This window comes from Oikeobacillus pervagus, assembly GCF_030813365.1.
GTDB lineage: Bacteria > Bacillota > Bacilli > Bacillales > DSM-23947 > Oikeobacillus > Oikeobacillus pervagus.
Genome location: NZ_JAUSUC010000017.1, coordinates 40,354 through 66,809, shown reverse-complemented (window position 1 = coordinate 66,809; position 26,456 = coordinate 40,354). Strand labels below are relative to the sequence as shown.

Below are 26,456 nucleotides of genomic sequence, written 5' to 3'. Positions count from 1 at the left end.
TTATCCGAGAAATGTGGGTCAATAATTGGGTCAATGATTTGGAGAATAGCTTGTTGCACTACTCTGTCTAAAACACATGGAATACCCAAATATCGCTTTGTGCCATCAGATTTTGGGATGGCAACCCTTTTAACTGGTTGCGGTTGATAGCTCCCATCTCTTAATTTCTGTTTTAATGGTTCATAGTATTTGCTCATGTGGCTTTTAAGTTGATAGACCGTTATTCCATCCACACCTGGGGCACCTTTATTTGCGAAAACTTTCTCGTATGCATTCCAAAGATTACTATCAGAAACTACTTGTTCGATTAAGTTGATACCATCTTGCTTCTCCATATCCATGCGACATCCCTACGCTCTCCTGTGTACCCTTTAGTTTCCAACTTATCTCTCCATAGGTAGCCATCTTTTTGGTTATTACCGCGATGGTTTTCTGCGCTTGAGCGGTGATGTCTGCACCTCCTTGTTCTTCAAGATTTAAGATTGTTCAGCCCTTCATTTCTATTTGAAATTACTATGGCGTCTGCTGACTTCTCACGATTCATTGGCTTATCATTAAGTCAATTGTTAATTAAATAACCCTCGTGAGACCTCCCCGGGTAAGAGTTATAACCTTCCTCCCATGTAACTGCTGTATTTACTGTATGGAACTCGTGCAGTATCGGACTTTGTTTTGTTTTGCAAACTCATCCATTCCAATTCAGCCTTGTATACAGTTTCTGTTCGTCAGTTCGGGATTTTGCGTCCGACTTCCTTCAGATTTCAGGTCACCCTGAACACCCTTGTCTTTCGCTAACAGTTCCTACTGCAAAGCCTGTAGTGGACTTTCACCACCAAGTTATAGCCCATGCCGGGCGCACAAAACAAAAACCTTGTGAACTTTTGAAGTCACAAGGTTTTTGTTTTATTATGGGACAATTTCTAGCGTGATGGTAAAATTTTGTGGCATTTCACTCTGAACTCTTCATTCTCAAAATGGGCTTTTGTTCATTTCCCACAGGTTTTTGATCATTTCCCAGCAGGATTTGCACTACTCATTCACTTATTTGCGCTTGTTCCCCAGGTATTTGAACATTTCCCAGAATATATGATTATTTCCCACTGATTTTTGCGTTAAATCCAATTCTCCCCTAATAAAAAAATCGCTAAACAACTGTTTAGCGATTTCTTACATTTTTTGTTTTTACTAATTTTAAAATAGGTTGGTAGTCTTTTCCTACAAGTCCTATGCTTTCAACGAATATCTCGATGGCCAAGAGCAGTACTGCAATGACGAGAATGGCTCCCCACATTGTGGATTGTGAGAAAATAATAGCTGCTAATCCAAATAATGCGGCGATTGCATATATGATCAAGACGGTTTGTTTATGGGAAAAACCTAATCTTAATAGGCAGTGATGTAAATGTGATTTATCAGGTGCCGATAATGGCTGTTTGTTAACAATTCTTCTAATTATCGCAAAGAATGTATCAGAAATCGGAACCCCGAGTATAATAACAGGTATGATTAAGGAAATCACGGTAATATTCTTGAATCCGAGTAAGGAAAATACCGCGATCATGTATCCCAAAAATAAAGCCCCTGTGTCACCCATGAAAATTTTCGCCGGGTGAAAATTGTAAAACAAAAACCCAATGGTACTTACCAATAAAATGGAGGCCATAATGGCTACATAGGTATCTCCCATCACGACAGCCATTCCAGCAATCGTAATTAAAGCAATGGAAGAAACTCCTGCCGCAAGACCATCTAAACCATCAATTAAGTTAATGGCATTGGTAATCCCTACAATCCAAAGAAGTGTTAGTGGGATACTCATAAACCCAAATTGTAACTCGCCTCCGAATGGTAAGTTAATAAATTCCAATTGAACTCCACCCCATACGGCAACAAGTAAAGCGGCAATTAATTGACCTGCTAACTTGATTTTTGCTGATAGTTCAATCATGTCATCAAGTACTCCAGTTAAGATGATGACGAAACTTCCAGCAATAATCGCCCAGGCATTCAATGTTGGATCTTCAGGGCGAAGAATGACGACACCTAAAAGGAAACTGATAAATATTGCTAAACCGCCTAATCGCGGCATAATTTTTTGATGGACTTTTCGGTAATTTGGTTTGTCTGTGGCACCAATTTTGAAGGCCAACTTCTTTACTAATGGTGTAATCAGTACAGAACAAATAAAGCAAAGTATCAAGGTCAAATATAACATATAGACCCTCCTTAAAATTAACATGCCCAACTTTCATTCATATCAAAACGTAAAACAATTTCCAAATTTATTTACACATCTTGAAGGATTATACCATAACAAGCCCAATTTGAGAATATATGAATACGAGAATTGTATATTCACAGTTCGTTATAGTAAAAAATGTCGAAAAGAATTAACTATTCTTCTAAATTTTCAACCATCTTTTAACGAATGGCAATTGATATACTTCTTTAACTTTGAATAAGACTGCCAAAATGAGATAAGAACCACCAATGACTAATGTTCCTATGATAATGGATATAAATTTAATTTCTAAAGTATTCGTAAATTGCTTCGTGACCCAGCTTATTGGTAGTAATAGAAGTAATAGTACGAATATTTTTATGACATTCGTATATTTTAATAAATGAATGTGTAAAGATTTTCGTGTCCAAATCATTAATATGACCAGTTGAAAATAAGCTGCTATAGTTGTTCCCCAAGCGATCGCCTCTGCACCTGCTTTATTAATAAATGAAACCACAATGACGATGTTGACCCCAAAAACAGCAATGATCCCGGATAAAACCGGAATAAGTGGCTTTTCGGTCGCGTAAAAAAAGCGAGTAATAAAAACATTTGCTGCATGGGCGAACATACCCACAGAGAAAATCATGAATAAGCCACCTGTTATTTTCGTTGAAGAGGCATTGAACGAACCATACTCAAATACAAGCTTAATTAACTCATTCGAATAGAAAAGGATAAACATGGTGACAGGAACCATGAGAAATAACATATAGGACAAACCATTTGTATATAATTTTGACAAACTATTCATATCCTTTTCTGCTATTTTCCTAGAGATAAATGGATAAATAACCGTTGTAACAGCTGTCATTAAAATCGTTTGGGGAAGCTGAACAAGCTTCGACGCATAATTCAATGCTGCCAATATTCCCGCATCTAAGTAGGAAGCAAATATACGATGTACTAAAAAATAAAATTGTAATGTCGCTCCACCAAAAAAAATCGGCAAAGAAATTTTAAAAAAGCGCTTAACCAAAGCATGATCTGTGCCTTTTAGTCGCCATTTAAAATCGAATAAGTGAAAAGATTTCACCGCTTTATGCACTAGAAAATACATTCCTACAGCACCAATAAAAGCTCCAAAAGAGTACGCTTGAATCCCAAATAGGGGATAACCGATTAGAGCGATGACCACAAAAAGAAGGTTATTTAGAAAGGGGGCCCATGCAGAGTGTTGGTACTTCCCATGAGAATTTAATAGTCCTGACAAATACATAGATAGAACAAAAAACACAGTTCCTAGTCCCATGAATCGAAAAAGAGTGCTTGTCAGATGAGTTTCTTCCGCTGTTAAGCCACGGAAAAAAGAGGAGATAAAAAATTCCGGTAAGACAAAAAAGAGCACGCTAATGATACTAAAAAATATAGCCGTATAGGTAAAAATAAGTCCTTTTAATTCTCTTTGCTGAAAATCATTCCCTTTTGTATACAAACTAATAAAGGCGGTCGTAATGGCTCCGCCTGCAGTGATGTATAGAAAATTAGGAATCGTATAAGCCGTGATAATGCCATCAGCTTCAACTGATGTTCCAAAGTGATACCCGATGATCACTTCACGGAAAAAGCCAAGTAGACGTGCCAATAAATTTACAATAGCAACGGCGCCAATGACCGTTAATAAAGAATACTTTTTCACTTTTTAACCCCTACTTTACCTGGTTGGAAATGAAATCTTCAATAATTGTTAAAATTTTACTTCTCCCGCTAATAAAAGGGACTGGTTGAAAGTCTTCAATTTGCTGAAGAACACAAGAAAAATCCTCCCCTTCATTCCAGGATAAAATATGTCCCGCATTCGTAAACTGACGGACAATCTCTAGTTGATGATCGTCATTATGCTCGCCATACTTATTAAGCCGGGGAACAGCTATCACTTTTTTATGCATTTTAACCCCCATTGTGATGGAGCCTGTCCCCCCATGAGTAATAATTAAATCCGCTTGTCTATAAAATTCTTCCATTTCTCCATACGTCATAAATGGAATCAATTTCATAAGGGAGGACTCATATTTCGTATGACCAGATTGGACAATAACTTCAGTTGTAATCCTTTTATCTTTAATCTCATCCTCAATTAGATGTAAAAGTCTTTGAAACGATAGTTCGTGAGTTCCTAATACGACAAATATCAATAGATTGACCCTCCATATACAGCTTTTGGGTAATGTTTCTTCATTCCTTCCCACTGTACAATGAATAGATCTGCAATTGGATAGATCATTCTTCCTGATAAAGTGGGCGTAGATGTTTTGGCAAAACTTTCGATGAAAATAACCTTTTTTCGAAAGAGCTTAGCAATATAACACATTGGAACAGCTGTATGTGCCCCTGTAGATATAACAACATCTGGACGGATTTTTAGAAAATAGTAAAATGACTTGATAATATTTATAGAAAATTTAAAGATGTAACGAATAGGGTAGTTTCTTGCCCCATAAATAAGAAAGGAAATGGGATACTCTTTATTTAATTCTTTCGTTATAACAGATTTTTCCGTAATAATATGGTAATCATATTTCTCAAATAGCGGTTTTAACTGTAATAATTGAGTTAAATGTCCCCCAAGAGAAGAAATAAATACAACCTTTTTCTTTTTTTGTCTCATATCCTACCCTCCAGTAGGAAAATATAATGATAAAAGTTTATCGATAATCTTTTCTTGATCATTTTCCTCTGCGTTTTGAAGTCCTTTTTCAATTAACTGGGAACGAAATGTCCGCTCATGTAGAACTTTTTCAATCCCATCTTGTAGCTTTGAAGGATTTTGTACTTCTACAATACACCCTGCACCCTCCGCTAACAAATATTTTAAACCTCCAACATTTGTTCCTACAACAGGGGTACCACAAGCCATCGCTTCTAAAGCGACTAGACCAAACCCTTCAATATGTGATGGTAAAACGAATACATCTGAGGCAGACATCCATAATGCTACCTCTTGCTGATTCTTCACCCCGAGAAAATGGATATCTTCTTCTAATTGTAATTCCTTTTGTAGTCTCGTCAACACACCATAAAAATGTGCATCTTTATTCGCACCGATCACGCTTAGCCTTACCGCCCCATTCTCCTTTTTAAGACTACTTACCGCTTGAAAAAGTTCCAGGAGCCCTTTTTGCTCAATAAGATTCCCAACAAAGAGAAGGTGAGGCTTATCCTCCATTAACTGTAATTTCCTTTTTGCCTCTTGTCGATCCATCGGATAAAATATTTCTCTATTTACACCCATATTTAATAAGGTAATTTTATTCCTATGTACATAAAATTCTTCTTCAATAGTAGCTTTAAGCTCGTGTCCAACTGCGATAACCTCATCTGCTTGTTTCAGAATTTCTTTTGTCCATCGATGAATCTTGGCATTCTTTCTTGCCATCTTATCAATATCTCCGCCATGTGCCGTAACGACAAGTTTTGTTTTCCAAAGTTTCTTAAACAGTAGGCCTAATACCCCGCTAGGAAAGACATAATGAGCATGAACAACATCATATTGTCGCCCTTTGAAAATTAATATCGCTAGTGTTTGTAGAAACCAAGTTAAATATTTGCGAAGTACATGGACCTTCCCATTTCTTGGATCCTTTATTGCAGAAACATCCACCTTCAAACCATGTGCCCGCAATGCCTTCACTTGATTTTCCACAAAAATACCGAAACTCTTATGCTCATCTGTCGGATACATATTGGATATGACTAATACTTTTTTACTCATCTAGACTACTCCCGTTCAATAACCGTTTTCATTAGGTCAACCCCTTTTAACGTTTCCTCCCTTAATTTTTCGGATAGGTCAAAAAAGTTCAACTGTGTTGTTTTCCACCCAACATCTACTTGTTTTTGAATGAGCGAATAAAGTTTATTGGAGTCAGATAGATCCTCCATCTCCACTAATAAACCGGTTAGCTCTATTTTCTCCATAAAAGCTTTCACCTTTGGATGGTAATTTACCCCGATGATTGGCGTGCCAGCTGCCACTGATAAGATAAGTGAGTGAAGGCGTGTCCCAATAATTGCATCCATCTCTCCCGACAGCTGAATCAATTCCTTTGGATGTAGGTTTTGTTCATTTATATGAACGTTTTCTGTTTGTTTCATACGATTTAATATTTCTTTTGTTACTTTAACATCTTGCGGATATTTTGTGGAATAAAAATATATTTGCATATTCATTTGTTCCACTAATTTATCCAAATTTCTGGCCATGCCATCTACATAGTGATGGTAAATATTAGAATCACTCACGGGCCAATAATCATCACTAAAATAAGGAACAGCTGTTACACCTATTTTCATTGGCCGATCCATTAATGGTTTTTGACCGTCATATTTAAGCGTAAAGGCGGGGTCTGCTATAAGATGGATCGGTTTCTTTATCCCTTTCGATTCAAGCAATTGCTTAGACTTTATATCCCGAACGGTGACCAGTTTTGCAGAATGCACCATCTGTTTGATTAAAAACTGTCCTAGATGCGTTTCGATTGGACCAGCACCAACACCATATACGATGATTTTGCACCGATTCATTTTACCAAGAAAAGCAATGAAACTATATAGTGGAGCGTCTCTTTTATACATATCCATCAAGATTCCACCACCACCGATGATCAAGACATCTAGATTTTGAATCACCTTGGAATGTTGCTTAAATGTAGCGATGATCGTTTTCAATATCGAGCCTTTTTTCTTCATTAAATAATAAGAATCAATATGATAGCGCCTTCTTGTATTTTCCGGATTATTACTGAAAATTAAAAGGTCTGTTCGTGGGATGTTCATGATATTTGTTAATTGGTGAAGAATCCCTTCTAAAATGGCCTCATCACCATTATTATCGTGTCCATAATTACCAACAATTCCTATTTTCATTTCTACACCTTTATCTAAATTAATGTATTGTTTCAAAGAAAAGCGGAGGCGACTGTTTTGCTGCGACAAGCATCTGATCAGCCTTGGCGTGGTGTACTTTGCCACAGAAAGGATGAACAGATGACCTCGAGCAGCAAGGAGCTGCAGCTAGACATGAAAAGCGGAGGCGACTGTTTTGCTGCGACAAGCAAAAGACAAGACCTGTTAGAAGGCGGTTTTGGCCTTCTGAAAGGGATTGGCTTTTGACCTCGAGCAGCAAGGAGCTGCAGCTAGACATCCTTTTTCAAGACATAAGATTATTATAACAATTTTTTTAGATATAAAGAAAGAGGATGTCCCATTGGTGTTTGATTCCTTCTTTATACACATATATAGCCATACATTGTAAAAAATCACTATATAAGGTAATGAAGGTGCCTGACACTTTTCTCTTGAGACAGCCTCTTAGCATTTTTTATTTGGAATAGTAATTCTTAATTCCGCGGTAAATTGCTTCAGCATATAAATCTAAGTATTTAGATGATGTTAACTTAGCATAATCTTTAGAGTTTGTAATGAAGCCTAATTCTACAAGAACGGCTGGAGTGTTCTGTTCTCTAATGACGTGGAAATCTCCATCTTTTACGCCGCGATCATACATGCCTACTAATGAAACAAGTTGTTTTTGAATCTCTCTAGCAACTTCTTTACTTTCCACACTATTTCCATTTGTCGAATTATAGAAGGTTTCAGACCCGTTCGCTGAAGTAGCACCAGCTGAGTTCACATGGATACTAACAAATAGCTCAGCATAATTATTAGTGGAGATTCTTACACGATCAGACAATGTTGGATATGTATCTGATTCTCTCGTCATAATTATTTTTGCGCCATCACGTTTTAATCGTTGGTCCACTCTTTTGGCAACATCTAACGTAATATTCTTTTCGTATGTTGAACCTTTTGTCGTTCCAGAGTCTCTTCCACCATGTCCTGCATCAATGGTGATAATTCGACCTTGCAAAGGATTAGCGTTAATATTCTTCAGTTTTAAATAAGTTTTATGAACATAACCTGTCTTTCCTTTATAATTTACTTTTGCCCAATAGCCGGTAATTCCGTAAACACCTACTGTTTCACCTCGTTTTAAAGATCCGATAACAGGCGATGTAGAATTCGCAGCTGAGCGGACATTTAAAGAAGAAACGGTTGCCATTGCGTTTGCAATGTATTTAGATGGTTTTGGAGTAACAGGCTTTGGTGTCTCTTTAAACTCGTCATTAATTGCTCTTGCTAAAAACACTGAAAATTGTGCTCTGTTGATGTTTTCTAACGGACGGAATTGGCCATTATCCCCAGTTGCAATCCCAGCATAATAAAGGGTGTTAATATAATGGGAAGCCCAGTTCTCTTTAATATCCGTAAAGGCTAAGGGTTTACCCGCGGCTGCCTCGACATTGATATTAAAAGCCTTAGAAATAATTTTAGTCATTTGCGCTCTTGTTAGTTCACCATCAGGGTTAAAAGTCCCTTTGTCCTCATATCCGTTAAAATATCCTTCGTTGATCGTTCTTTCAATCCATCCAAAGGCCCAATGTTTTTCTGAAACATCTGAAAATGTCGGTTTATCGGGTTTCAATTCACCTTTTCCCATAGCAATAGAAATCATCTTCGCTGCTTGGGCTCTTGTTACTTTATTATTAGGTTTAAAAACCTGTTTCCCATCAATTGAATACCCTTTGATAATCCCTTTGTTGTATATATATTGGATTTCATCCGCTGCCCATTCAGTATTTCCTAAATCCGAAAAAACCGTTGCAGCATTGGCTTTCATATGGGGAACCGACACGATTACGATAGAAATAAGCAAAATAGCACAATATTTAAGCCCTTTCGACATTCATCAAGTACTCCTTTCTACAAAATATCCCTTACCAGTCTATCAAAATAATGGTTTTTTCTCCACATTTCTCATTATGTAATGAAATTATAACAATTTTGTAATATTAATGTATTATCCTCCTAATCCTTTCAAATTTTTTCAATAATTACCCATTAAAAATCACCTATTGCACTTTAAATTCCAGTAAAAATGACGATAAATTAGCACAATGATACTAAATATTATCTAGATTACCATTTATATATTTGGTAGACTAATATTGTAAATTTAATAGAAGGGAGTGGGTGGTTTGCCAAGGTTTGCTAAGTCTCTTTTATTGTCTCTCATCTTCATATTTTGCTACTCATCCTCAAGTATACAAGGACATGCAGCAACAGTATTTACAGATGTAAATGACGACCATTGGGCAAAAGATGAAATTGAATTTTTACAAACAAGAAACATTATTAATGGATATCCAGATGGAAGTAAGGCCTATTTCAAACCAGAAGCAAATGTGACAAGGGCACAGGCGGCAAAAATGCTATCGATCGCAAGAGGGAAAACAGAATTACATGTTTCAAATGCTTCCTTCCCAGACGTCCCTACTGATCATTATGCTTCCGGGTGGATTGAACGAGCCATTCATGAAGGGTACTTCGATAGACCAAAATCTACTAAGGATACATTCAATCCAAATGGCCTATTAACTAGGGACCAGATGAGTAAAGTTGTTGCGATTGCTTTTAATTTAAACCTCGAAGCATCATCTGATAAACCGATGCCTTTCAGCGATATACCTAAAGATTACTGGGCTTACCAACATATTTCTTCCCTATATTATTCTGGCATAACAACAGGTAGTAACAATCGCTTTTTGCCAAGAAATAATATTACGAGAGCCCAATTTTCTGCATTTCTCGCAAGAGCTTTAAGTGATTCATTTAAAGTAAAACCAGCACCTGTTCCAGTGCCAGAACCAAAACCAGAACCAGGACCTGTTGGGGATGTGTATCATACGACAATATACCCAATATCGTTAAACGAAATAATTAATATCCAAATGACAAAAAGCCCACAAACAGATTTGTATCGAAATGGGAAATCATTTGTTCATAAAAACTTTGTGAAACTCGCAGGTACCACCTTTCCAACAACAGGAATCGTCACAACCAATGGCTTAAATGTTCGCGAAGGGGCTGGCGAAACTTATTGGATCATTGGAAAATTAAATACAAACGCAAGAGTCTCTGTTATTGGACGGACAGGTGACTGGCTAGAAATTAAATATGGAACGTGGAGAAACGCAAAAATGGACGATTTAACGCGCTTTATAAATCCTACTAATTTCGCCAAAAATAGCAGTGAATACTTTCAATTCCTTTTATTATCGAAAAGTGCTGGCATTTCACTTGAAGATTTAAATAACAAGATTCTAGTTAATAAGGGGATCCTTAGTGGTAAAGGTCAAGCATTTATTGATGCAAGTAGGAAATATAAAATTAATGAAATCTATCTTATTTCCCATTCCTTACTAGAAACCGGAAATGGAAATTCATCATTATCGAAAGGTATGTTAGTGTCCTCTATCGATGGTAAAAGCGTCGAGCCGAAAATAGTTTATAATATGTACGGAATAGGGGCTTATGACCGTTGTCCCGAACAATGTGGATCAGAAACAGCTTATAAAAATGGTTGGTTCACACCTGAAGCCGCCATCATTGGAGGAGCACAGTACATAGCAAATAGCTATATTAATCATGATACTTACAAACAAAACACATTGTATAAAATGAGATGGAACCCAGAAAACCCCGGTACACATCAATATGCAACAGATATCGGTTGGGCTGTAAAACAAGTCAATAATATTAAAAAACTATATGACTTAATCGACCGGTATACCCAATATTACGATGTACCATCTTATAAATAATAGTTTGAACACTTCTCTTCTAAGTTTGAGAAGTGTTTTTTTTTCGACAATTTTACTGTTTCAATGTCTTTTTTCGGTAAATCGTTGATGCGAGGGGCTCATTTCAATTCAGAAAATCATTTTTTAATAGGTTTACAATAATTGTGATAAATAAAGCCTCAATTCCTCCCTTTAAAATGATAAAATATGAAAAATACTAAAAATATCGAAAGGACATTAGCCAAATGATAAAAAAATTATTCTTCTTGCTTTTCATGATGTTCTTTTCCTTTTCTTCTATTACTTTTGCCCAAGAGGAAAAGGAATGGATTATGTATTTTACTTCAGAACAAAAGGCATACGAATTTCAACATAAATATCCGAATTATAGTATAGATCGGGTTGACAATATTGTGAAAGTGTCAGCAACGAGGAATCAAGTTGAACAATGGAAATCATCAAAAACAATCGAGAATTTCGATCCAAATTATGTAAAAACCTCAGTCAATCGACCGCTAGTGAATGATCCACTAGTAACCAGGCAATGGGGATTAGAAGCGATTAAATTTCAAAGTGTAATAGAGAAATACTCGACAACTAGTAAAAATTTATTAATAGGGAAGTCATTTTCAACTGAAAATGAGCATTTTCCTTATTCTAGTCAACCATTTGAATCTAACACTTTTAAAATAAGCCTTGACGGCGAAATGATCAATAGATTATCTATCCTATTGGATCATCAAGAAGGGAATTGGACCTTGTCTGTATTAGACGAAAATAAGAATCTAATCAGTAAGAACAGTGGAACTAGTGAAAAGCTTGATGTTTTGCTACCTAGAGGCAAGCAACTTGATACACTCATCATCAACATCCATTTACAAAAACAATGGAAAACAACACCTAAAATCCAAAAAGTAACGGGAGTTCATCATATTCGAATTGGTGTGATTGATTCAGGAATAGCCCCTCATCAAGACTTCTGCGACAATATTCTTACAAGTCTTGGAAAGGATTATAAAGATGGATTCTCTACACCGACCGACGAATACGGGCATGGTACACATGTTACGGGGATTATGGGTGCCTGTTCAAATAATCAAACAGGTATATCAGGAACGTTAGCTGGAGCCCCTGTTGATATTATTCCATTAAAAGTTTTAAACAAATATGGTCTTGGCGGAGATTACGAAATTAGTAAAGCAATTCAAGACGCAATTGAAATGAACGTGGATGTTTTAAATATCAGTATAGCCGGAAAAGGGAAAACAATGATGCTGGAGGAATCTGTAAAGAAAGCTTTTGAACATCAAATTCCTGTAATAGTAGCAGCTGGAAATTGGTCCACCTTAACAAACACTATTTATCCAGCAGCCTTTCCATATGTAATAACCGTTTCGGGTTTAACTCCGAAAAAAACAAAGGTGCCAACATCAAACTATGGTTGGGAAGTAGATATAAGTGCTCCTGGGGAAAATATCGTAAGTACTTTTTTACATAATACATATGAACCGCTTACGGGTACATCCATGGCCACTCCGTTCGTATCAACAGCAGCATCCCTTTTAAAAGTGGAGCATCCTACCATGGACATTGTGCAACTAAGAACACAATTAATGAAGAGCACGGACGATGTTATGGAAAAAGGATATGATATTAATAGTGGTAACGGCAGTATCAATTACCAAAGTATTCTAGATAAAAATCAGTTTGCCCCTAGTAAGATGGAATGGTTAGAATTAAAGGAAGGACAAACGCTTACAAAGGCCAATCAACTCATCGCCTTCTCACCTACAACAAAAGGAATGACGGCTCATATTTTTTTAAACGAAAATAAAATAAACGAACAAAAAATTAACCAATTATTAAATACAGTCCAAGTTCCAATAAACTTGCAACATCCAAACAATAGGTTCATTACGATTTTGACAGATGGAGAAAAAGTGGAGGAAATTAATTATTTACAGGCTAAGCAATCTAACCCAAGTAAGGATGAATTTCGCGATGTTCCCCACTCATATTGGGCTTATCAGGAAATCAACGAAGCCTATCAAGAAGGATTAATCAACGGTTATGATAGCAAATTTTTTCGACCAGACGATCCGGTTACTAGAAAACATACAACAATGATGCTTAACCGTCTATTTAAATGGAATCAATTGGAAACGTTAAAACCTCCTTTTTCAGATGTTTCAGGTGAACTTAATATCGCAAATTTCTCGATCTTATCTGCAGCTGAACAAGGAGTGATAAGAGGTTATCCAACAGGGGAGTTTTTACCAAATCAACACTTAACAAGGGGGCAAATGGCTTTAATGCTTGCTCGTTCACTTCATTTAAGGCAAACAAGTGAGATAGCAAAACCACATTTGTTTAAGGACGTTAAAGAAACCGATGAAATTTACCACGCTGTTCAAGTCTTAACGTCAATGGGCATCATTACAAAGCAGGAATATTTCAAACCTAATCATAGACTTACACGTGCACAATTAGCTTCATTTCTTGTAAGAACCATGCATAAAAGATTATTGTAATTTAACGATTACATTATAGAAAATTTTTATCCATTAGCAAAAGGGAATCGACAATCGATTCCCTTTTCTCATTATTGTAATACTTTTACTTTAACAGTACGAACGCCCCAATTCCTTGCTTGGTCTTCACTTGGGACAAAGATATCAATCTTATTTCCTTTAATGGCTCCACCTGTGTCACCTGCAATCGCTTCGCCATATCCTTCAACATACACTTTGGAACCGAGCGGAATTACATTTGGATCAACAGCAATTATTTTTGCATTTGGGTTTGATTTTAAATTAATTCCTGTTGCAGTAGTTCCAGAACAACCATCACATTCAGCGGTATAGGCTGTCGCTGTTACCGTAAATTCATTCCCATTTGTATTGGCAGACGCTTCCTGCTGTGGGGCAGGTTGTGCTGGAACTGGTGTAGGTGTTTCTTCAACTGCTTCCACTGCTGGTTGCGCTGGTTGCTCTGTATGAGCTGATTCAGAAGCCTGTGAAGATGGATTGTTCACTGGTTCCTTCACCTTATTTGATTCATTTATTTGTGGAGCAGGTTCAGTTACTGTTTGATTTACCGATCCACCCGCTACTATTAGTCGATTGCCAGCGTATATCAAATCAGATGTTAATTGATTCATCGCTTTTAAGTTTTGAACAGAAACTCCGTGCATACGGGCGATTTTACTTAAAGTATCCCCTTTTTGAATTTGGTAATAAATCGGTTCAGCTGAAACTGTTAACACTTGATTTGGATAAATGATATCAGACGCTATGCCATTCCAATCCTTCAATTGTTCTACCGTAGTATGATGTTCTCGTGCAATATTCCATAAGTTGTCTCCGCGCTCGACCTTATAAGATTGTGCTGAAGCACTGCCTATGTAGCCTGTTGATAGTATTGTCGTGGCTGCAAGAGCAATTATAGATTTTTTCACGAACAAAACCTCCTTTTATCCTAACAGAAGTTATTGTATCATGTTTTTAGACAAACCCATTTTAAGTTGCCGTTACGAAAAACAGCCTGTTTTACAGAAAGATTGCGCCAAATGTTTATATATTACTATTTTAATAGTGAAATGTAATATTCGTGTTGTATATTACCTTTTAATAAAATTATAGCTACACTATCTGTTATAAAAAGATATCGAATGGATATTCCTTTTTTTGCTACATCATTATATAATGAATTACAGCCACTTTCCTCAACCTCAGCCAAATCCCATTCAGTTAGATCTTCTTTTTCCCTTTACCTTAATATTTATTCCTGTTCTTCTCCATCCTTCTCGCTTTTTCTACAAAAATTAGTAGTTTCACATTGACTTATTCCTATAATTCGCCAAGGTTCGATTGCTTTCATATGGTAGCCCTCCCTTTAGTCGTATATAATAGAAGTTGATGTCATTTCATTCTAATATTGGAGGATTTCGATGATGTTCCGGGTTCAACTATTAAAAGGTTTACTTCATCCGCATGATACTTTTGACCAATTAGAAAGAGCTGAAGCGGCTAAAGGATTATGGCCACGAGTCGCCCTGCTATTTGGACTTAGTATAATCATCGCTTTACTTAGTGGTTTTTTCGGTATCAACACAGAGACAGTCTCAAAGCAACTTTCGATCACAAATGGAAATTTATTCGAATGGCAAAAGGCTCTTTTTGCATTTGGAAATGGACTTAGTGGTGTTGCCATCTCATTCCTTGTTTTATTCGTAGTTCCTCTTTTTTATTGGTCATTATTAGAAGTGGACTTTCTTAAACTTCTTATTATGCAATTATTTGTATTTACAATCTATTTAATTGAAAATATACTATTAATTCTTTTAGGTGTTTTGTATGGAATCGACCGAAGCGCTTCCCCATTTGGTCTTGGTGTTGCCGCACAATATATAATGGATCATCAATTGGCTCTACGGTTTTTCGGCTCTATTTCCATCTTCCAATTATGGGCGATATATTTACAATATCAGTTTTTAAAAAGAGCTTCAGACCGAAAGCCTTCTTATATAATGCTCATGATCATCGGCGTTTCAATTATCCTTTGGGTATTCGGTGCATTATTTTCATCCATACGAATAGAACAGCTCTTCTAAGTTTAGGCAGTTAAAAAAAGGAAATCACATTAATAAAGGGGGTGTACACCTAGACAGAACAAGATTTTTGTCTAGGTCACTCCTTTTTCCCAGATAAGAGGTGTGGACATTGAAAAACTGGAGAATGATCTTAACGATTTCTCTAAGTGTTGCTTTTGTAGTCGGAAATCTTTATTTAATTTTTAAAGAAGACAGTAAAGTACACAGATCCCAATGGCTAAATCAATGGGATCAAGTCGAAGTCGATGATGTGATTGAAACATTTTCAACAGCTGGTGTGATTACACCTGCTGAAGAATACCCTATTTATTTCGATCGTCATATGGGCTCCTTTCAAAAATTTCTAGTGAGTAAAGGAGAAAAGGTCTTTCCATCATCTCCATTATTTGAGTATTCCTCTTCTGAAATAGATGAAAAAAGAACAGAATTGGAAACTGAAAAGACTAAGATTCAAAATGAAATTCAACTGATTGAAGCCCATATCAGAAAAGTAGAGGATTTGCGCTATTCATCGAAAAAGAAAAAGGAAAACGAGACAGAGGATTCAACAACCGTTACATTGGACAATGAAATTTTGAATCAAGAATTAGAAAAAAAGAAATTAGACGAAGAGTTAAAAAGATATGATCGTTTACTTGCTGATTTAGATACAAAGAAAAATAATCTAAAGGTTACAAGTATGTATGAAGGGTATGTGAAAGAGATCAACCAACAATTAGAGAATCCGATCTTAACAATTCGATCCGCTACCCCCGCTGTACAGGGTAGCTTCACAGGGAAACAATTGAAAAAAGTGTCTGAAGGGATGAAAGCCGAGGTAAAACTTCCTTCAGTCAAGGAAATTCTAGATGGTTCGATTCAACATGTGGAAACATATCCAGAAAAAGAGCCTGCAGTTAAAAGAAAAAGCCTCTATCCATTTTCTATCCAATTATCGCAGATAGAGGATTTAGAGGAAGAAATAACACCAGGAACAAAGGCAAAGGTTAAAATAATTACAGATGAGGCATTGAATGCATTGGCCATTCCTCATACGAGTATTTTTCATGAAGGAAAAAAATCTTACCTTTTATTATTGAATAAGGCTGGAAAAATTGAAAAACGGGAAATCAAAACAGGCCTCTTAGTAGATGGTCTTCAAGAAATTAAAAAAGGGGTAAAAAAAGGGGATACATTTATATTAAATCCCACAGATATCCGTTTAAAGAATACAACGTTTATCACACCTATAGATCTATCCCTGCTTGATAAAAAGACCATAAAAGAAATGCGAAAAAAAGAAATCGCTAAATATTTACTAATGGGTTTCCTTTAAAGTGAAATTGATGATCAGTGGGGAGCCATCCCCACTTTAAGTTAAGATTTAATATGGAAACTGTTAATTTCCAAATCAAAAAAGCGACCAGCTTATTAAAAGCTGATCGCTTTTCTCTTTATATTAGATTACTCTGACTCTTACTACACCTGAAACCGTCTTGATTTTCTCTTTTAATTCAGGGACAATTGCATCCTCCACTTCATTATCGATATCGATTAATGTATAAGCAAATTCACCTTTACTGCGGTTTAACATATCCGCAATGTTTAGATGATAATGTGCAAGAATAGCTGTAATTTGTCCAACCATATTTGGAACATTATGATGGGCAATTGTAATTCTGCGTTTACCGACATATGGAAGTTCTACATTAGCAAAGTTAACAGAGTTTTTAATATTTCCTGTTTCAATGTAGTTTTTAAGTTGTCTTGCTGCCATAATCGCACAATTTTCCTCTGATTCCTTCGTTGAAGCTCCAAGATGAGGAATGGCAATTACGTTTTTCATGTTGATTACATTTTCATTAGGGAAATCAGTAATGTATTTTCCAACAATACCACTTTCAATCGCTGCTTTTAAATCTTCCTCATTCGCAAGTTCACCACGAGAGAAGTTCAAAATTTTCACATTGTTTTTCATTAAACTGAAAGCTTCTTTATTAAACATTCCTCTCGTTTGCTCTGTTAATGGAACGTGAACTGTAATAAAGTCACATGAAGAGAAAATTTGTTCAATTGTCATGGCACGTTGAACATTGCGGGATAAATTCCAAGCCGTATCAACAGAAATGAATGGGTCAAATCCCATCACTTCCATATCAAGTGCAAGTGCACTATTTGCTACCAATGCACCAACAGCACCCAATCCAATTACACCTAAAGTTTTTCCAGCAATTTCTCTACCTACAAATTCCTTCTTACCTGCTTCTACAAGCTTAGGAACTTTTTCTCCTTCACCTTCAAGAGTTTTTACCCAGCTAACTCCATCAATTAAGTTACGAGAAGAAGCTAAGATAGTAGCTAATACAAGTTCTTTAACGGCGTTGGCATTCGCACCAGGTGTGTTAAATACAACAATTCCTTTTTCAGAACAAGATTGAACAGGAATATTATTTACCCCTGCACCTGCACGAGCAATTCCCTTTAAGTTTTCAGGAAATTCCATGTCATGCATATTGAAGCTTCGTAAAATAATTCCATCTGGATTTTCACTTTGGTCATTGACTTCATATAAGTCTTTATTAAATACATCTAATCCGCATTTTGCGATATTATTTAACGGTTTAATTGCATACATTTGCTATAAACTCCCCTTCTAGAGATTGTTCTTTTCGAACTCTTTCATAAAGTTTACGAGTGCTTTAACACCCTCTGTAGGCATCGCATTATAAATACTTGCTCGCATTCCTCCAACTGAACGATGTCCTTTTAATGTTTCTAATCCAACTGCTTTCGCTTCTTTAATAAACTTCGCATTCAATTCTTCCGTTGGAGCCACAAAAGGAATGTTCATTAAGGAACGACTGTTCTTTTCTATTGGAGAGGAGAATAATTTAGATTCGTCGAGAAAGTCGTATAAAATTTTTGCCTTTTCACGATTAATTTTCTCCATTGCTGCAATTCCACCGAGTTCCTTCAACCATTCAAATACAAGCTTCGCTATATAAATACCATATGTAGGCGGTGTATTATACAACGATTGTTTGTCACTATGGGTTTTGTAATTTAACATAGTCGGGCAGTTGGCATCTGCTTTTCCAATGAGGTCTTCCCGAATAATGACAACTGTTAATCCTGCTGGACCGATATTTTTTTGCGCGCCAGCATAAATCAAGCCAAATTGAGAAACATCAATCTGTTCAGATAAGATATTAGAAGACATATCTGCCACGAGAGGAACTCTTCCTGTATCTGGAATACTAGAGAACTTGGTTCCTTCAATCGTATTATTCGTGGTGATATGAACATAGTCTGCTTCCGGGTCAAACATGTCTGATTGTAAAGTCGGAATATAACTGAAATTTTTATCCTCAGAGGAAGCCACAATTCGGATATCCCCTATTTTTTTCGCTTCGGCCATCGCTTTTTTTGACCAAGATCCTGTATGAACATAGTCTGCTTTTTTACTGTTTACGAGTAAATTCATCGGAATCATCGAAAACTGCGTAGAAGCCCCACCTTGAACAAATAAAACTTTGTAATTTTCTGGTATGCTCATTAATTCACGTAAAAGTGTTTCTGCTTCTACAATAATATCCGTAAATAGGGCTGATCGATGACTTAACTCCATTACAGACATACCAGACTGCGCATAATTTACAAACTCCTTTTGAGCTTTCTCTAAAACAGGCAGTGGTAACATAGAAGGACCAGCTGAAAAATTATAAACTCTCTCCATAATTCGACTTCCCTCTTTACATTTTATTTTTTTAAATCTGAAAATTTATATTTTAATAATATTTATGAATTATAATGGATTTTCTCCAACTTATCAAGGGGGTTAGGCTCGGTTCTTTATCAAATTAACGCAATATTTATGAACGGAAACGTTTTCAATTTTGACCATTTATCGACATATCCCGACAATCATTCTACACCTTGCTGGCATTTTAGGGATTTCATTTATTTGTGAAAATCCTATTAGGTTTTCTTTCAAACATCTTATACAGATAAAATTGAGCAAAATATTTTCTTGGTAAAATAATATTTTTGACTATTCAGATATTTCTTTCTTCACGTCATTTTTTTATTTTTTTATAACTCCTTATCATCCTTATGAACACTGACTTAGTACATCTTTTATTCTTTCAGGGAATATTTGCTTTTTACCAAATTTCGTGACAATTCTGTTACATTTCACTATAATGAAATAGTAAAAGCTTTTTATTTGTTTCGTGCTCCCTTTTAAAATCCCTATTACATAAGTATTGCCACATCTTAGCTATCCCTTCATGAAAACGCTTTCAGAAAAATACAGGAGGAGTTTTATGTTAGAAATTTTACAAAAGATTAATAATGTACTCTGGGGAACCCCTAGTTTAATTTTACTTGTCGGAACTGGATTATTTCTAACCATCTTATTAAAAGGTTTACAATTTCATAAACTTGCCTATGCATTCAAGCTTGGTTTTACAAAAGAAAAAGAAGAAGATGCCAATGCGGAAGGTGATGTTAGTAATTTCAAAGCCTTAATGACTGCATTAGCTGCCACAATCGGGAACGGAAATATTGCTGGAGTTGCAACCGCCATCACTCTTGGTGGTCCAGGGGCCATTTTCTGGATGTGGGTAGTCGGACTTCTTGGAATGGCAACCAAATATGCAGAAGCATTGCTCGCGATGAAATATCGAGTAAAAAATGCAAATGGCGAGTATTCTGGCGGACCCATGTATTATATTGAAAGAGGTCTAGGCCAAAAATGGAAATGGTTGGCGGTCGGCTTTGCTTTATTCGGGGCTTTCGCTGCTTTAGGGATTGGGAATAGCGTCCAGTCAAATACCATTTCAGATGTGGTCAGTAAAAGTTTCCATATTAACGGAACTGTGACAGCAATTATTCTGGTTGTGTTAACATCCTTAATCATCTTTGGTGGGATTCAACGGATTAGTACAGTTGCAGGGATATTCGTTCCTGTCATGGCTTTTCTATACATTGGTGGCGCCTTATTAATTATTGGACTCAACTACGATCAAATCATCCCGGCGTTTGGCCTCATTTTCCACTATGCTTTTCACCCAATTTCTGCTGTTGGCGGATTTACTGGCGTTGTCGTGTCTGAAGCCATCCGCAATGGAGTATCAAAAGGAATTTTTTCAAACGAAGCTGGTCTAGGTACAGCTGCTCTTATTGCTGGAAATGCCCGGGCAGATCACCCTGTTAAACAAGCGTTAGTTGCGATGACAGGTACATTTATCGTCACGATTATCGTTTGTACAATGACAGGTCTTGTTCTTCTTATGACAGGATTTTGGGACCCAACTGGAGGATTGATTTCGGGAGTTTCTCATGACCCTACCGTCGAGGGAGGAGCCTTAACGACTGCTGCTTTCTCTGCTGAACTTGGCAGCATGGGTGAATGGATTGTCTCACTTTCCGTTATTTTCTTTGGATTTTCAACCATTGTTGGTTGGTATGTCTACGGAGAAAAATGTTTCGAATATCTTGCAGGTTTGAAATATATTGGTGTATACCGCCTCATTTATGTAGCTGCAACAGGTATTGGAGCTATAGCAAGCCTCACAACAGTTTGGGCATTTGCTGATATGGCAAACGCATTAATGATGATTCCCAACTTAATCGGTATATTATTACTTTCCAAAGTCATCGTAAAAGAAACAAACAGCTTTTTTAACCAAAAAGAAAAAATCGAACAAATAAAAAAAGCAAGTTAACACAAAAGCGAAAGCGACTTGATTATCGGCGTACGGATTTCGTAGTCTTTGACTGAGATAAAGGAAACACAGCGAGGCGGTTTTCCGAGCTGATGTTGACTTATCGTAGGGAAAAGACGGAGAAATCTGCTAGACGATAGGCGCTGGAGCTAGACGATCACAAAAGCAAAAGCGCCGCAGGTCTGGCGTACGAATATCGCAGTTTTCGACTGAGATAAAGGAAACACTGCGAGGCGATTTTGCGAGCTGATGTTGACTTATCGTAGGGAGAAAACGGAGATATTCGCTAGACGATAGGCGCTGGAGCTAGACGATCAAATGCGGAAAAAAGTAAGGTGTGTTCATCCACCTTACTTTTTTGCGTTTTTTAAGTCGCGCTTACTCAAAATAGGATTTTGAGGAATTTCGGGAGTTGATTTATTTTAAATGTCTTGTTTTATTGAATAGAATCGCAATTTGAATCTGTGGATAAATGATAATAAATATATGACAAAGGGATTTAGTGAGGGAATAAAATTATGATAAATTCGATCAAAAATAAAACTAAAATTTAGGCTTGAGAGGCTACCTCATAAAACAGTCATTCCTCACTCCATGATGATAGAGTTCGGCTTCATTCAAAGCAGCCTTTCCTATTTTTCAAATAAGAATTCCATATTAGCAAAAGTTAACTTGTCCCCTTCTTGAAGAGGATATTCCCGGTCAGGGGAGAGTCTTACACCATTTAATTTCGTCCCATTTGTACTATTTAAATCTTGAACGATAAATTCATCCCCCGATAGACTAAAGCGAGCATGTTGATTACTAACAAAGCGATTCTTTTGAAAATGACGAGGATCAATTGTTCCAGACCGACCAAGCACTCCCCCTTCAGGTGGCAATATAACGGTATATCCGCTTAATACATTAATTAATTTTGCTTCTATTAATCGAGCAGTTTTTTGCGTAGTTGAGGGTTCATCCTCCCCTTGCAGTAGCTCACTCACTTCAGGATTTTCATTATTTTGGACAAATCGTTCCTTCCGAATAATGGTGGAGGGAATAAATGAAATATCCTCCCCACAGTTTTCACATATTAAAGAATGTGATTCATTATGATGATGACAAAGATCGCATACCCTTACCTCATTCATTTTTCCTAACCTCCACTTTATTTTTATTATGTAAAAGTGCGAGAAAGTTGTAACGCATAAATAACGAGTTTTGGTTCATATTCACTTAGGAAATAGGCATATATTCCAGGAAATATTCATATACCCCAAATTATAACGCATATGTGCTTGGGAAATGTGCATATACCTACGGGAAATACTCATATCCTTCTTTTTTCAAATTTTTTATCCTTGTAACGCATTATTTTGGCTTGGAAAATAGGCAATTGGCCAGATGTTTGTCGGTTGATTACACTAGTACATTCTTTCTATCGGCCCCGTCCCCCATTGTTTTAATTGTTTTTCATTTCCTAAATGTTTAAGCCAAGCGAAAAAGTAGTGGCTCTTCAGTAATTCTTTCGAAAGCCGGTCGATCTCACTTTCATGATGTTGTAAAAATTGAATTAAATCATCAAGACTCTGTAGAATTTCCCCTTCAATTATAAATTCATTGCGATTTGATAAGGTGAAAAATAATTGAAAATAAGCAGAGGAAATATTAGATTTCGATAACTCTGTCATTCTTTCAATTTCCACTATGAGCTGATGATGATCCTCTTTTAAATTTTTAGTATAAGCTAATATAATCCCGTGTTCGAGCATTTCAGCAATTGTTGGATGAATATTGGGAATACAATGATGGATGGCCTCCCCTAGTAATTCTAAGTTTTCGAAAATTTCTCCTTTCCAACAAAGGGGACCATCTGGATACAGCTCAGTGATTAATTGAAAAAGACCCATGTCTTGATTCAGGATTTCTTCACATTCCATCACCTTTAATTGATAGTCTTGCCCAAATTGTTTGACAAAATCACTGACTAATCCTCTATATAAATGTTTTTTTGCCTCATGCCAATTTTTAGCGAAAGCAAGTGCTAATTCATCCAATTGATCAATTTCCTTACCCAAAAATTGATAAGGGCGAATCGTTCTAATAGAGGGATCTTCGAGAACAGTCACATTCTCCCCGTTTAGCCATCTTTTCACTTCTTCATAACCCCAGCGGACATTTCGATCTTTCCTCGTTAATCCTTTGATCAATTGGGCGAATGAATTCGGGATGGAAACCGGGATGGTGATTGGATCCATTAATGTCACTTTCATAATTTGTTCCTCACTGAGTCCTTTAAAAGGATGCACTCCTAATGCAAGCTCTAGCAAAGTAATTCCAAAGGAGTAATAATCATTTTCCTTACTGATTAATCTGTTATATACCTCAGGTGCAGCATAACCATTTGTCCGATTCGCATTTCCTGTAAAAATAACACTTCCCCTATCAAGCGTTGAACTAATACCAAAATCACCCAAAATTACATAGGAACGATCATCACTTAAAAAAACATTATTGGGCTTGATATCACGATGAACCACCCCTTGATCATGGATGGCCTTCAATCCTTCGTTCATTGAAGGGATGATCATATCTACAATTTGCTTAATAGTAAAACGTTCTTGTTTCGCCAAATCACCGTTTCGGTAATATGGCAATATTTCATAATAGCGATTGGACTGCTCATCTATCCCTTTGTCGACAATGGGAATCACATAAGGGGAATTAATCGAACGAATCCGCTCACTTACTTCATCTTTCGGCATAAAGTGTTCATGATACACTTTCGCAACGAAGGAAGTCCCCGCTCGTTCACATATAAATAATGTCGCCTCGCCTGTATTATATGTTAAATTTTTTACTAGATGATAGGTTTGATTAATTTGATCCCCTACTTGGATATATCCGTTTGATTCCCTATTTGTTTCCAACAATTGAGTTGCCTGAATTCCATCCTCCATTTTCAATGTGGGGTTAGGATCATCTTCTAATATTCTTTCTGTCGTAGACCCGCTAGGCATAGCAGCTGTGGATGTGTCCTCATACTTTAGCCTCTCTGTCGGATTTTCCGCCTTCATTCTAAATGTTTCTAGTTCATTATTTATCGGCATTTTCATTGTTTTCATCCGTTCGTTCACTAGATCACCTCCATCCTTTTCCATTATTGTGTGAGTAGCTGAACGGTTTTTCCACTAATCCAGGCGAATGTGTTTCCACTATCTACTTTCACTTTATACCAAGTTGTACCGTCAACACTCTTTGTTTCTACAAATTCTAGCACTGTCCCTTTTTCCGCAGAAGAGTATAACGTGGATGGTTGAACAACAGGCTCGGTCCGCAAATTAGCATGATAAGCCGTTACCTCCACTTTCCCTTTCGATAAATGACTTCCATTAAGATGAAAGAGATTCGCTACTTTATTGTCAATGTGTTCAAATATGGTCATATTTCCATGAACCGCACTAATCCATAAAAAACCATATACTGTACAGACAATCGCAAGTATTTGGAAACGTCTGTCCGCAATTTGCAGAATGGACGGCAATGGAATACTCTTCTCTTTTGAGGATAAGAATATTCTTTTACTCACGATCATATATCCCGTAAACCCACCAATGATCACACCTAAGCCATTCATATAAAGTGTCTGCAAACTGGAATAGTCTCTCCATTCACCTAGATGGATCAGTTGATAGATCGTCAATCCAATAAACATGCCTAATAAAGAAGTTAATAATAATAATGATATGTTCTTTAACCAATCAACCCGCCATATACTGCGTAGGAAGAATAAAATAACAATTAAAACAAAGATGGGCATTTCCAACCCAATGAATAAATTCGAGAGCAATAAGCCAAAGAACGCCCCAATAGCAGTCCCCAATCCCTTGAACATGAGCGCCCTTCTGTCATCTTCTATCTGCATCTTAGAAGACCGAATACGGAAATATTCATTTCGTATCTTTTCATTCCGGTTTTTCCGTAAATATTGACGAAAGCTGTCTGCAGGAGGATTCTCTTTCGACTCCAATAACAGTTGAATCTTCGTATACAGATCCTTGTCTTCCGTTTTTAATTTGTCTAATAACTGGCGATGGATGACATCGATGTTATAAAGGCCCTGTCTTATTTGTTCTTCAGAATATGTGCATAAACTCTCTAATTGCTCATAAAGTTCATTCATCTCGTCATTCACTTTATTTAATTCTGTAATCGTCGTATGTTCAAAATGTAACTGTTGCAGTCGTTCTTTTAATTGAATAGCTCTCGGGGAGATAAATAGTAACTCGTCATCATATCTATTCACCGCCTGAAACAGACTAGATTCTACTATTCTCTGCCGATAAAGATCGACGACTCGCGGATCATCTTCCGTCAATTGGGATAAAAGTGTTAAAAATTCCTTTGTTTCATTTTGCAATCCTATCATCCCCCTCCCTTCATTCTATCCTTTCAATTAATACAATCGTGATATTATCTGCCCCTCCTCGTTCCTTTGCTATCTCTAATAACGATCGGGCAGTATCCTTTATATTGGACTTTCTTTGAAAATACTGTTCTATTTCATCATCTTTTACATAATTCGTAAGTCCATCACTGCAAAGTAGAAATATGTCTTTTCTTTTTGAGGGATAAGGCAATCGTTTGCATTCAATTTCGACTGCGGGTTGCCCAAGAGATCTTAACAATATGTTTCGCTCTGAGTGATAGAATTTTTCCGATTGTTTGATTTGACCAGAATCATACAGTAACTCAACAAGACTATGATCTTTCGTTAAAGGTTTCAACCAGTCATCTCTGTATCGATATACTCTGCTATCACCAACATGAAAAATCATCATCTCGTCATTTAGGCAGTTGATCCCTGCAATCGTCGATCCCATCCCTGTTGTCTCTGGATGTCCCTTTATATGGTGGAAAAGCTGTTGTTGAATCTTTTCCTCAATGAACTCCCTTACTTCTTCTTCGCTATTCATAGGGGATTGATGTGCACATTGCTCAAGGACGATAGAGGAAGCTACCTCTCCAGCTTTTTCCCCTCCCAAACCATCCGCTACTGCTATTATAAACGAAGAAGCTAATTCCGTTTGAAATTCACCATCTACAATCACCCGATCATTCACAACAAACCCATCCTCATTATTGGTCCGAACAACTCCTACATCTGTAACCCCATAGATCTGATACAAACCATCTCACCCCCTCTGAATAATAAGAGCCAGGTTCCT

19 protein-coding genes and 1 pseudogene are annotated in these 26,456 nt (G+C 36.7%); 5 read left to right on the top strand and 15 right to left on the bottom strand.

Annotation, left to right across the window (positions count from 1 at the left end):
• The 8 genes and pseudogenes from J2S13_RS08485 to J2S13_RS08450 all read right to left on the bottom strand — a co-directional run.
• A pseudogene (locus J2S13_RS08485) lies at nucleotides 1–335 on the bottom strand (group II intron reverse transcriptase/maturase); the annotation flags it as partial.
• A gap of 821 nt (nucleotides 336–1,156) precedes the next feature.
• Entirely contained in the window at nucleotides 1,157–2,215 is a 1,059-nt protein-coding gene (locus J2S13_RS08480; RefSeq protein ID WP_307257303.1) for a glycosyltransferase family 4 protein, read from the bottom strand.
• A gap of 187 nt (nucleotides 2,216–2,402) precedes the next feature.
• Nucleotides 2,403–3,923, bottom strand: coding sequence for a murein biosynthesis integral membrane protein MurJ (murJ, locus tag J2S13_RS08475; protein WP_307257302.1), 1,521 nt, complete (start codon nucleotides 3,921–3,923; stop codon nucleotides 2,403–2,405).
• A gap of 10 nt (nucleotides 3,924–3,933) precedes the next feature.
• Entirely contained in the window at nucleotides 3,934–4,419 is a 486-nt protein-coding gene (gene pssE, locus J2S13_RS08470; RefSeq protein WP_307257301.1) for a PssE/Cps14G family polysaccharide biosynthesis glycosyltransferase, read from the bottom strand.
• Complete coding sequence (gene pssD / locus J2S13_RS08465; protein WP_307257300.1) at nucleotides 4,416–4,892, bottom strand: PssD/Cps14F family polysaccharide biosynthesis glycosyltransferase; 477 nt, start codon at nucleotides 4,890–4,892, stop codon at nucleotides 4,416–4,418. The genes pssE and pssD overlap by 4 nt, the downstream gene beginning before the upstream one ends.
• Before the next feature lie 3 nt (nucleotides 4,893–4,895).
• The gene (locus tag J2S13_RS08460) at nucleotides 4,896–5,996 is read right to left on the bottom strand and encodes a glycosyltransferase (protein ID WP_307257299.1); all 1,101 of its coding nucleotides are present in this window, start codon (nucleotides 5,994–5,996) and stop codon (nucleotides 4,896–4,898) included.
• Nucleotides 5,997–6,001: 5 nt separating this feature from the next.
• On the bottom strand, nucleotides 6,002–7,150 hold the full coding sequence (locus tag J2S13_RS08455; protein WP_307257298.1) for a polysaccharide pyruvyl transferase family protein: 1,149 nt from the start codon (nucleotides 7,148–7,150) through the stop codon (nucleotides 6,002–6,004).
• A gap of 454 nt (nucleotides 7,151–7,604) precedes the next feature.
• The gene (locus tag J2S13_RS08450; RefSeq protein ID WP_307257297.1) at nucleotides 7,605–9,029 is read right to left on the bottom strand and encodes an N-acetylmuramoyl-L-alanine amidase; all 1,425 of its coding nucleotides are present in this window, start codon (nucleotides 9,027–9,029) and stop codon (nucleotides 7,605–7,607) included.
• A 292-nt stretch (nucleotides 9,030–9,321) separates the two neighbouring features.
• Between J2S13_RS08450 and J2S13_RS08445 the strand changes: the two genes are divergently transcribed.
• Both J2S13_RS08445 and J2S13_RS08440 read left to right on the top strand, forming a co-directional pair.
• Nucleotides 9,322–10,947 carry an S-layer homology domain-containing protein gene (locus J2S13_RS08445; RefSeq protein WP_307257296.1) on the top strand — a complete coding sequence of 542 codons (1,626 nt, stop codon included), beginning with the start codon at nucleotides 9,322–9,324 and terminating at the stop codon, nucleotides 10,945–10,947.
• 224 nt (nucleotides 10,948–11,171) lie between these two features.
• Nucleotides 11,172–13,457, top strand: coding sequence for a S8 family peptidase (locus J2S13_RS08440; protein ID WP_307257295.1), 2,286 nt, complete (start codon nucleotides 11,172–11,174; stop codon nucleotides 13,455–13,457).
• Nucleotides 13,458–13,528: 71 nt separating this feature from the next.
• On the opposite strand, the gene J2S13_RS08435 is transcribed toward J2S13_RS08440, so the two are convergent.
• The gene (locus tag J2S13_RS08435; RefSeq protein WP_307257294.1) at nucleotides 13,529–14,383 is read right to left on the bottom strand and encodes a LysM peptidoglycan-binding and 3D domain-containing protein; all 855 of its coding nucleotides are present in this window, start codon (nucleotides 14,381–14,383) and stop codon (nucleotides 13,529–13,531) included.
• Nucleotides 14,384–14,875: 492 nt separating this feature from the next.
• On the opposite strand from J2S13_RS08435, the gene J2S13_RS08430 reads away from it, so the two are divergent.
• Together J2S13_RS08430 and J2S13_RS08425 are read left to right on the top strand one after the other, a co-directional pair.
• The gene (locus J2S13_RS08430; protein WP_307257293.1) at nucleotides 14,876–15,538 is read left to right on the top strand and encodes a hypothetical protein; all 663 of its coding nucleotides are present in this window, start codon (nucleotides 14,876–14,878) and stop codon (nucleotides 15,536–15,538) included.
• 109 nt (nucleotides 15,539–15,647) lie between these two features.
• Nucleotides 15,648–16,853, top strand: coding sequence for an efflux RND transporter periplasmic adaptor subunit (locus tag J2S13_RS08425; protein ID WP_307257292.1), 1,206 nt, complete (start codon nucleotides 15,648–15,650; stop codon nucleotides 16,851–16,853).
• Nucleotides 16,854–16,976: 123 nt separating this feature from the next.
• Here the strand turns inward: J2S13_RS08425 and J2S13_RS08420 are convergent, their stop codons facing one another.
• On the bottom strand, nucleotides 16,977–18,152 hold the full coding sequence (locus tag J2S13_RS08420) for a phosphoglycerate dehydrogenase (protein WP_307257291.1): 1,176 nt from the start codon (nucleotides 18,150–18,152) through the stop codon (nucleotides 16,977–16,979).
• 18 nt (nucleotides 18,153–18,170) lie between these two features.
• Nucleotides 18,171–19,253 (bottom strand): 3-phosphoserine/phosphohydroxythreonine transaminase, encoded by a 1,083-nt coding sequence (gene serC, locus J2S13_RS08415; RefSeq protein ID WP_307257290.1) that lies wholly within the window; start codon nucleotides 19,251–19,253, stop codon nucleotides 18,171–18,173.
• A gap of 589 nt (nucleotides 19,254–19,842) precedes the next feature.
• On the opposite strand from serC, the gene J2S13_RS08410 reads away from it, so the two are divergent.
• Nucleotides 19,843–21,246, top strand: coding sequence for an alanine/glycine:cation symporter family protein (locus J2S13_RS08410; RefSeq protein ID WP_307257289.1), 1,404 nt, complete (start codon nucleotides 19,843–19,845; stop codon nucleotides 21,244–21,246).
• A 632-nt stretch (nucleotides 21,247–21,878) separates the two neighbouring features.
• Here J2S13_RS08410 and J2S13_RS08405 read toward each other — a convergent pair.
• From J2S13_RS08405 to J2S13_RS08390, 4 genes are all read right to left on the bottom strand, one after another.
• Nucleotides 21,879–22,379, bottom strand: coding sequence for an FHA domain-containing protein (locus tag J2S13_RS08405; RefSeq protein WP_307257288.1), 501 nt, complete (start codon nucleotides 22,377–22,379; stop codon nucleotides 21,879–21,881).
• Nucleotides 22,380–22,652: 273 nt separating this feature from the next.
• The gene (locus tag J2S13_RS08400) at nucleotides 22,653–24,365 is read right to left on the bottom strand and encodes a serine/threonine-protein kinase (protein WP_307257287.1); all 1,713 of its coding nucleotides are present in this window, start codon (nucleotides 24,363–24,365) and stop codon (nucleotides 22,653–22,655) included.
• Nucleotides 24,366–24,388: 23 nt separating this feature from the next.
• Nucleotides 24,389–25,648, bottom strand: coding sequence for an SH3 domain-containing protein (locus tag J2S13_RS08395; RefSeq protein ID WP_307257286.1), 1,260 nt, complete (start codon nucleotides 25,646–25,648; stop codon nucleotides 24,389–24,391).
• A 19-nt stretch (nucleotides 25,649–25,667) separates the two neighbouring features.
• Nucleotides 25,668–26,417, bottom strand: coding sequence for a PP2C family protein-serine/threonine phosphatase (locus J2S13_RS08390; RefSeq protein WP_307257285.1), 750 nt, complete (start codon nucleotides 26,415–26,417; stop codon nucleotides 25,668–25,670).
• Between the last annotated feature and the right edge of the window lie 39 nt (nucleotides 26,418–26,456).

Bases quoted from the DNA above. Each gene is read 5' to 3' on its own strand.
- J2S13_RS08455 (WP_307257298.1), bottom strand. From the start codon at position 7,150: ATGAAAATAGGAATTGTTGGTAATTATGGACACGATAATAATGGTGAT.
- J2S13_RS08450 (WP_307257297.1), bottom strand. From the start codon at position 9,029: ATGTCGAAAGGGCTTAAATATTGTGCTATTTTGCTTATTTCTATCGTA.
- J2S13_RS08410 (WP_307257289.1), top strand. From the start codon at position 19,843: ATGTTAGAAATTTTACAAAAGATTAATAATGTACTCTGGGGAACCCCT.
- J2S13_RS08405 (WP_307257288.1), bottom strand. From the start codon at position 22,379: ATGAATGAGGTAAGGGTATGCGATCTTTGTCATCATCATAATGAATCA.
- serC (WP_307257290.1), bottom strand. From the start codon at position 19,253: ATGGAGAGAGTTTATAATTTTTCAGCTGGTCCTTCTATGTTACCACTG.
- pssD (WP_307257300.1), bottom strand. From the start codon at position 4,892: ATGAGACAAAAAAAGAAAAAGGTTGTATTTATTTCTTCTCTTGGGGGA.
- J2S13_RS08440 (WP_307257295.1), top strand. From the start codon at position 11,172: ATGATAAAAAAATTATTCTTCTTGCTTTTCATGATGTTCTTTTCCTTT.
- J2S13_RS08460 (WP_307257299.1), bottom strand. From the start codon at position 5,996: ATGAGTAAAAAAGTATTAGTCATATCCAATATGTATCCGACAGATGAG.
- J2S13_RS08480 (WP_307257303.1), bottom strand. From the start codon at position 2,215: ATGTTATATTTGACCTTGATACTTTGCTTTATTTGTTCTGTACTGATT.
- J2S13_RS08420 (WP_307257291.1), bottom strand. From the start codon at position 18,152: ATGTATGCAATTAAACCGTTAAATAATATCGCAAAATGCGGATTAGAT.
- J2S13_RS08430 (WP_307257293.1), top strand. From the start codon at position 14,876: ATGATGTTCCGGGTTCAACTATTAAAAGGTTTACTTCATCCGCATGAT.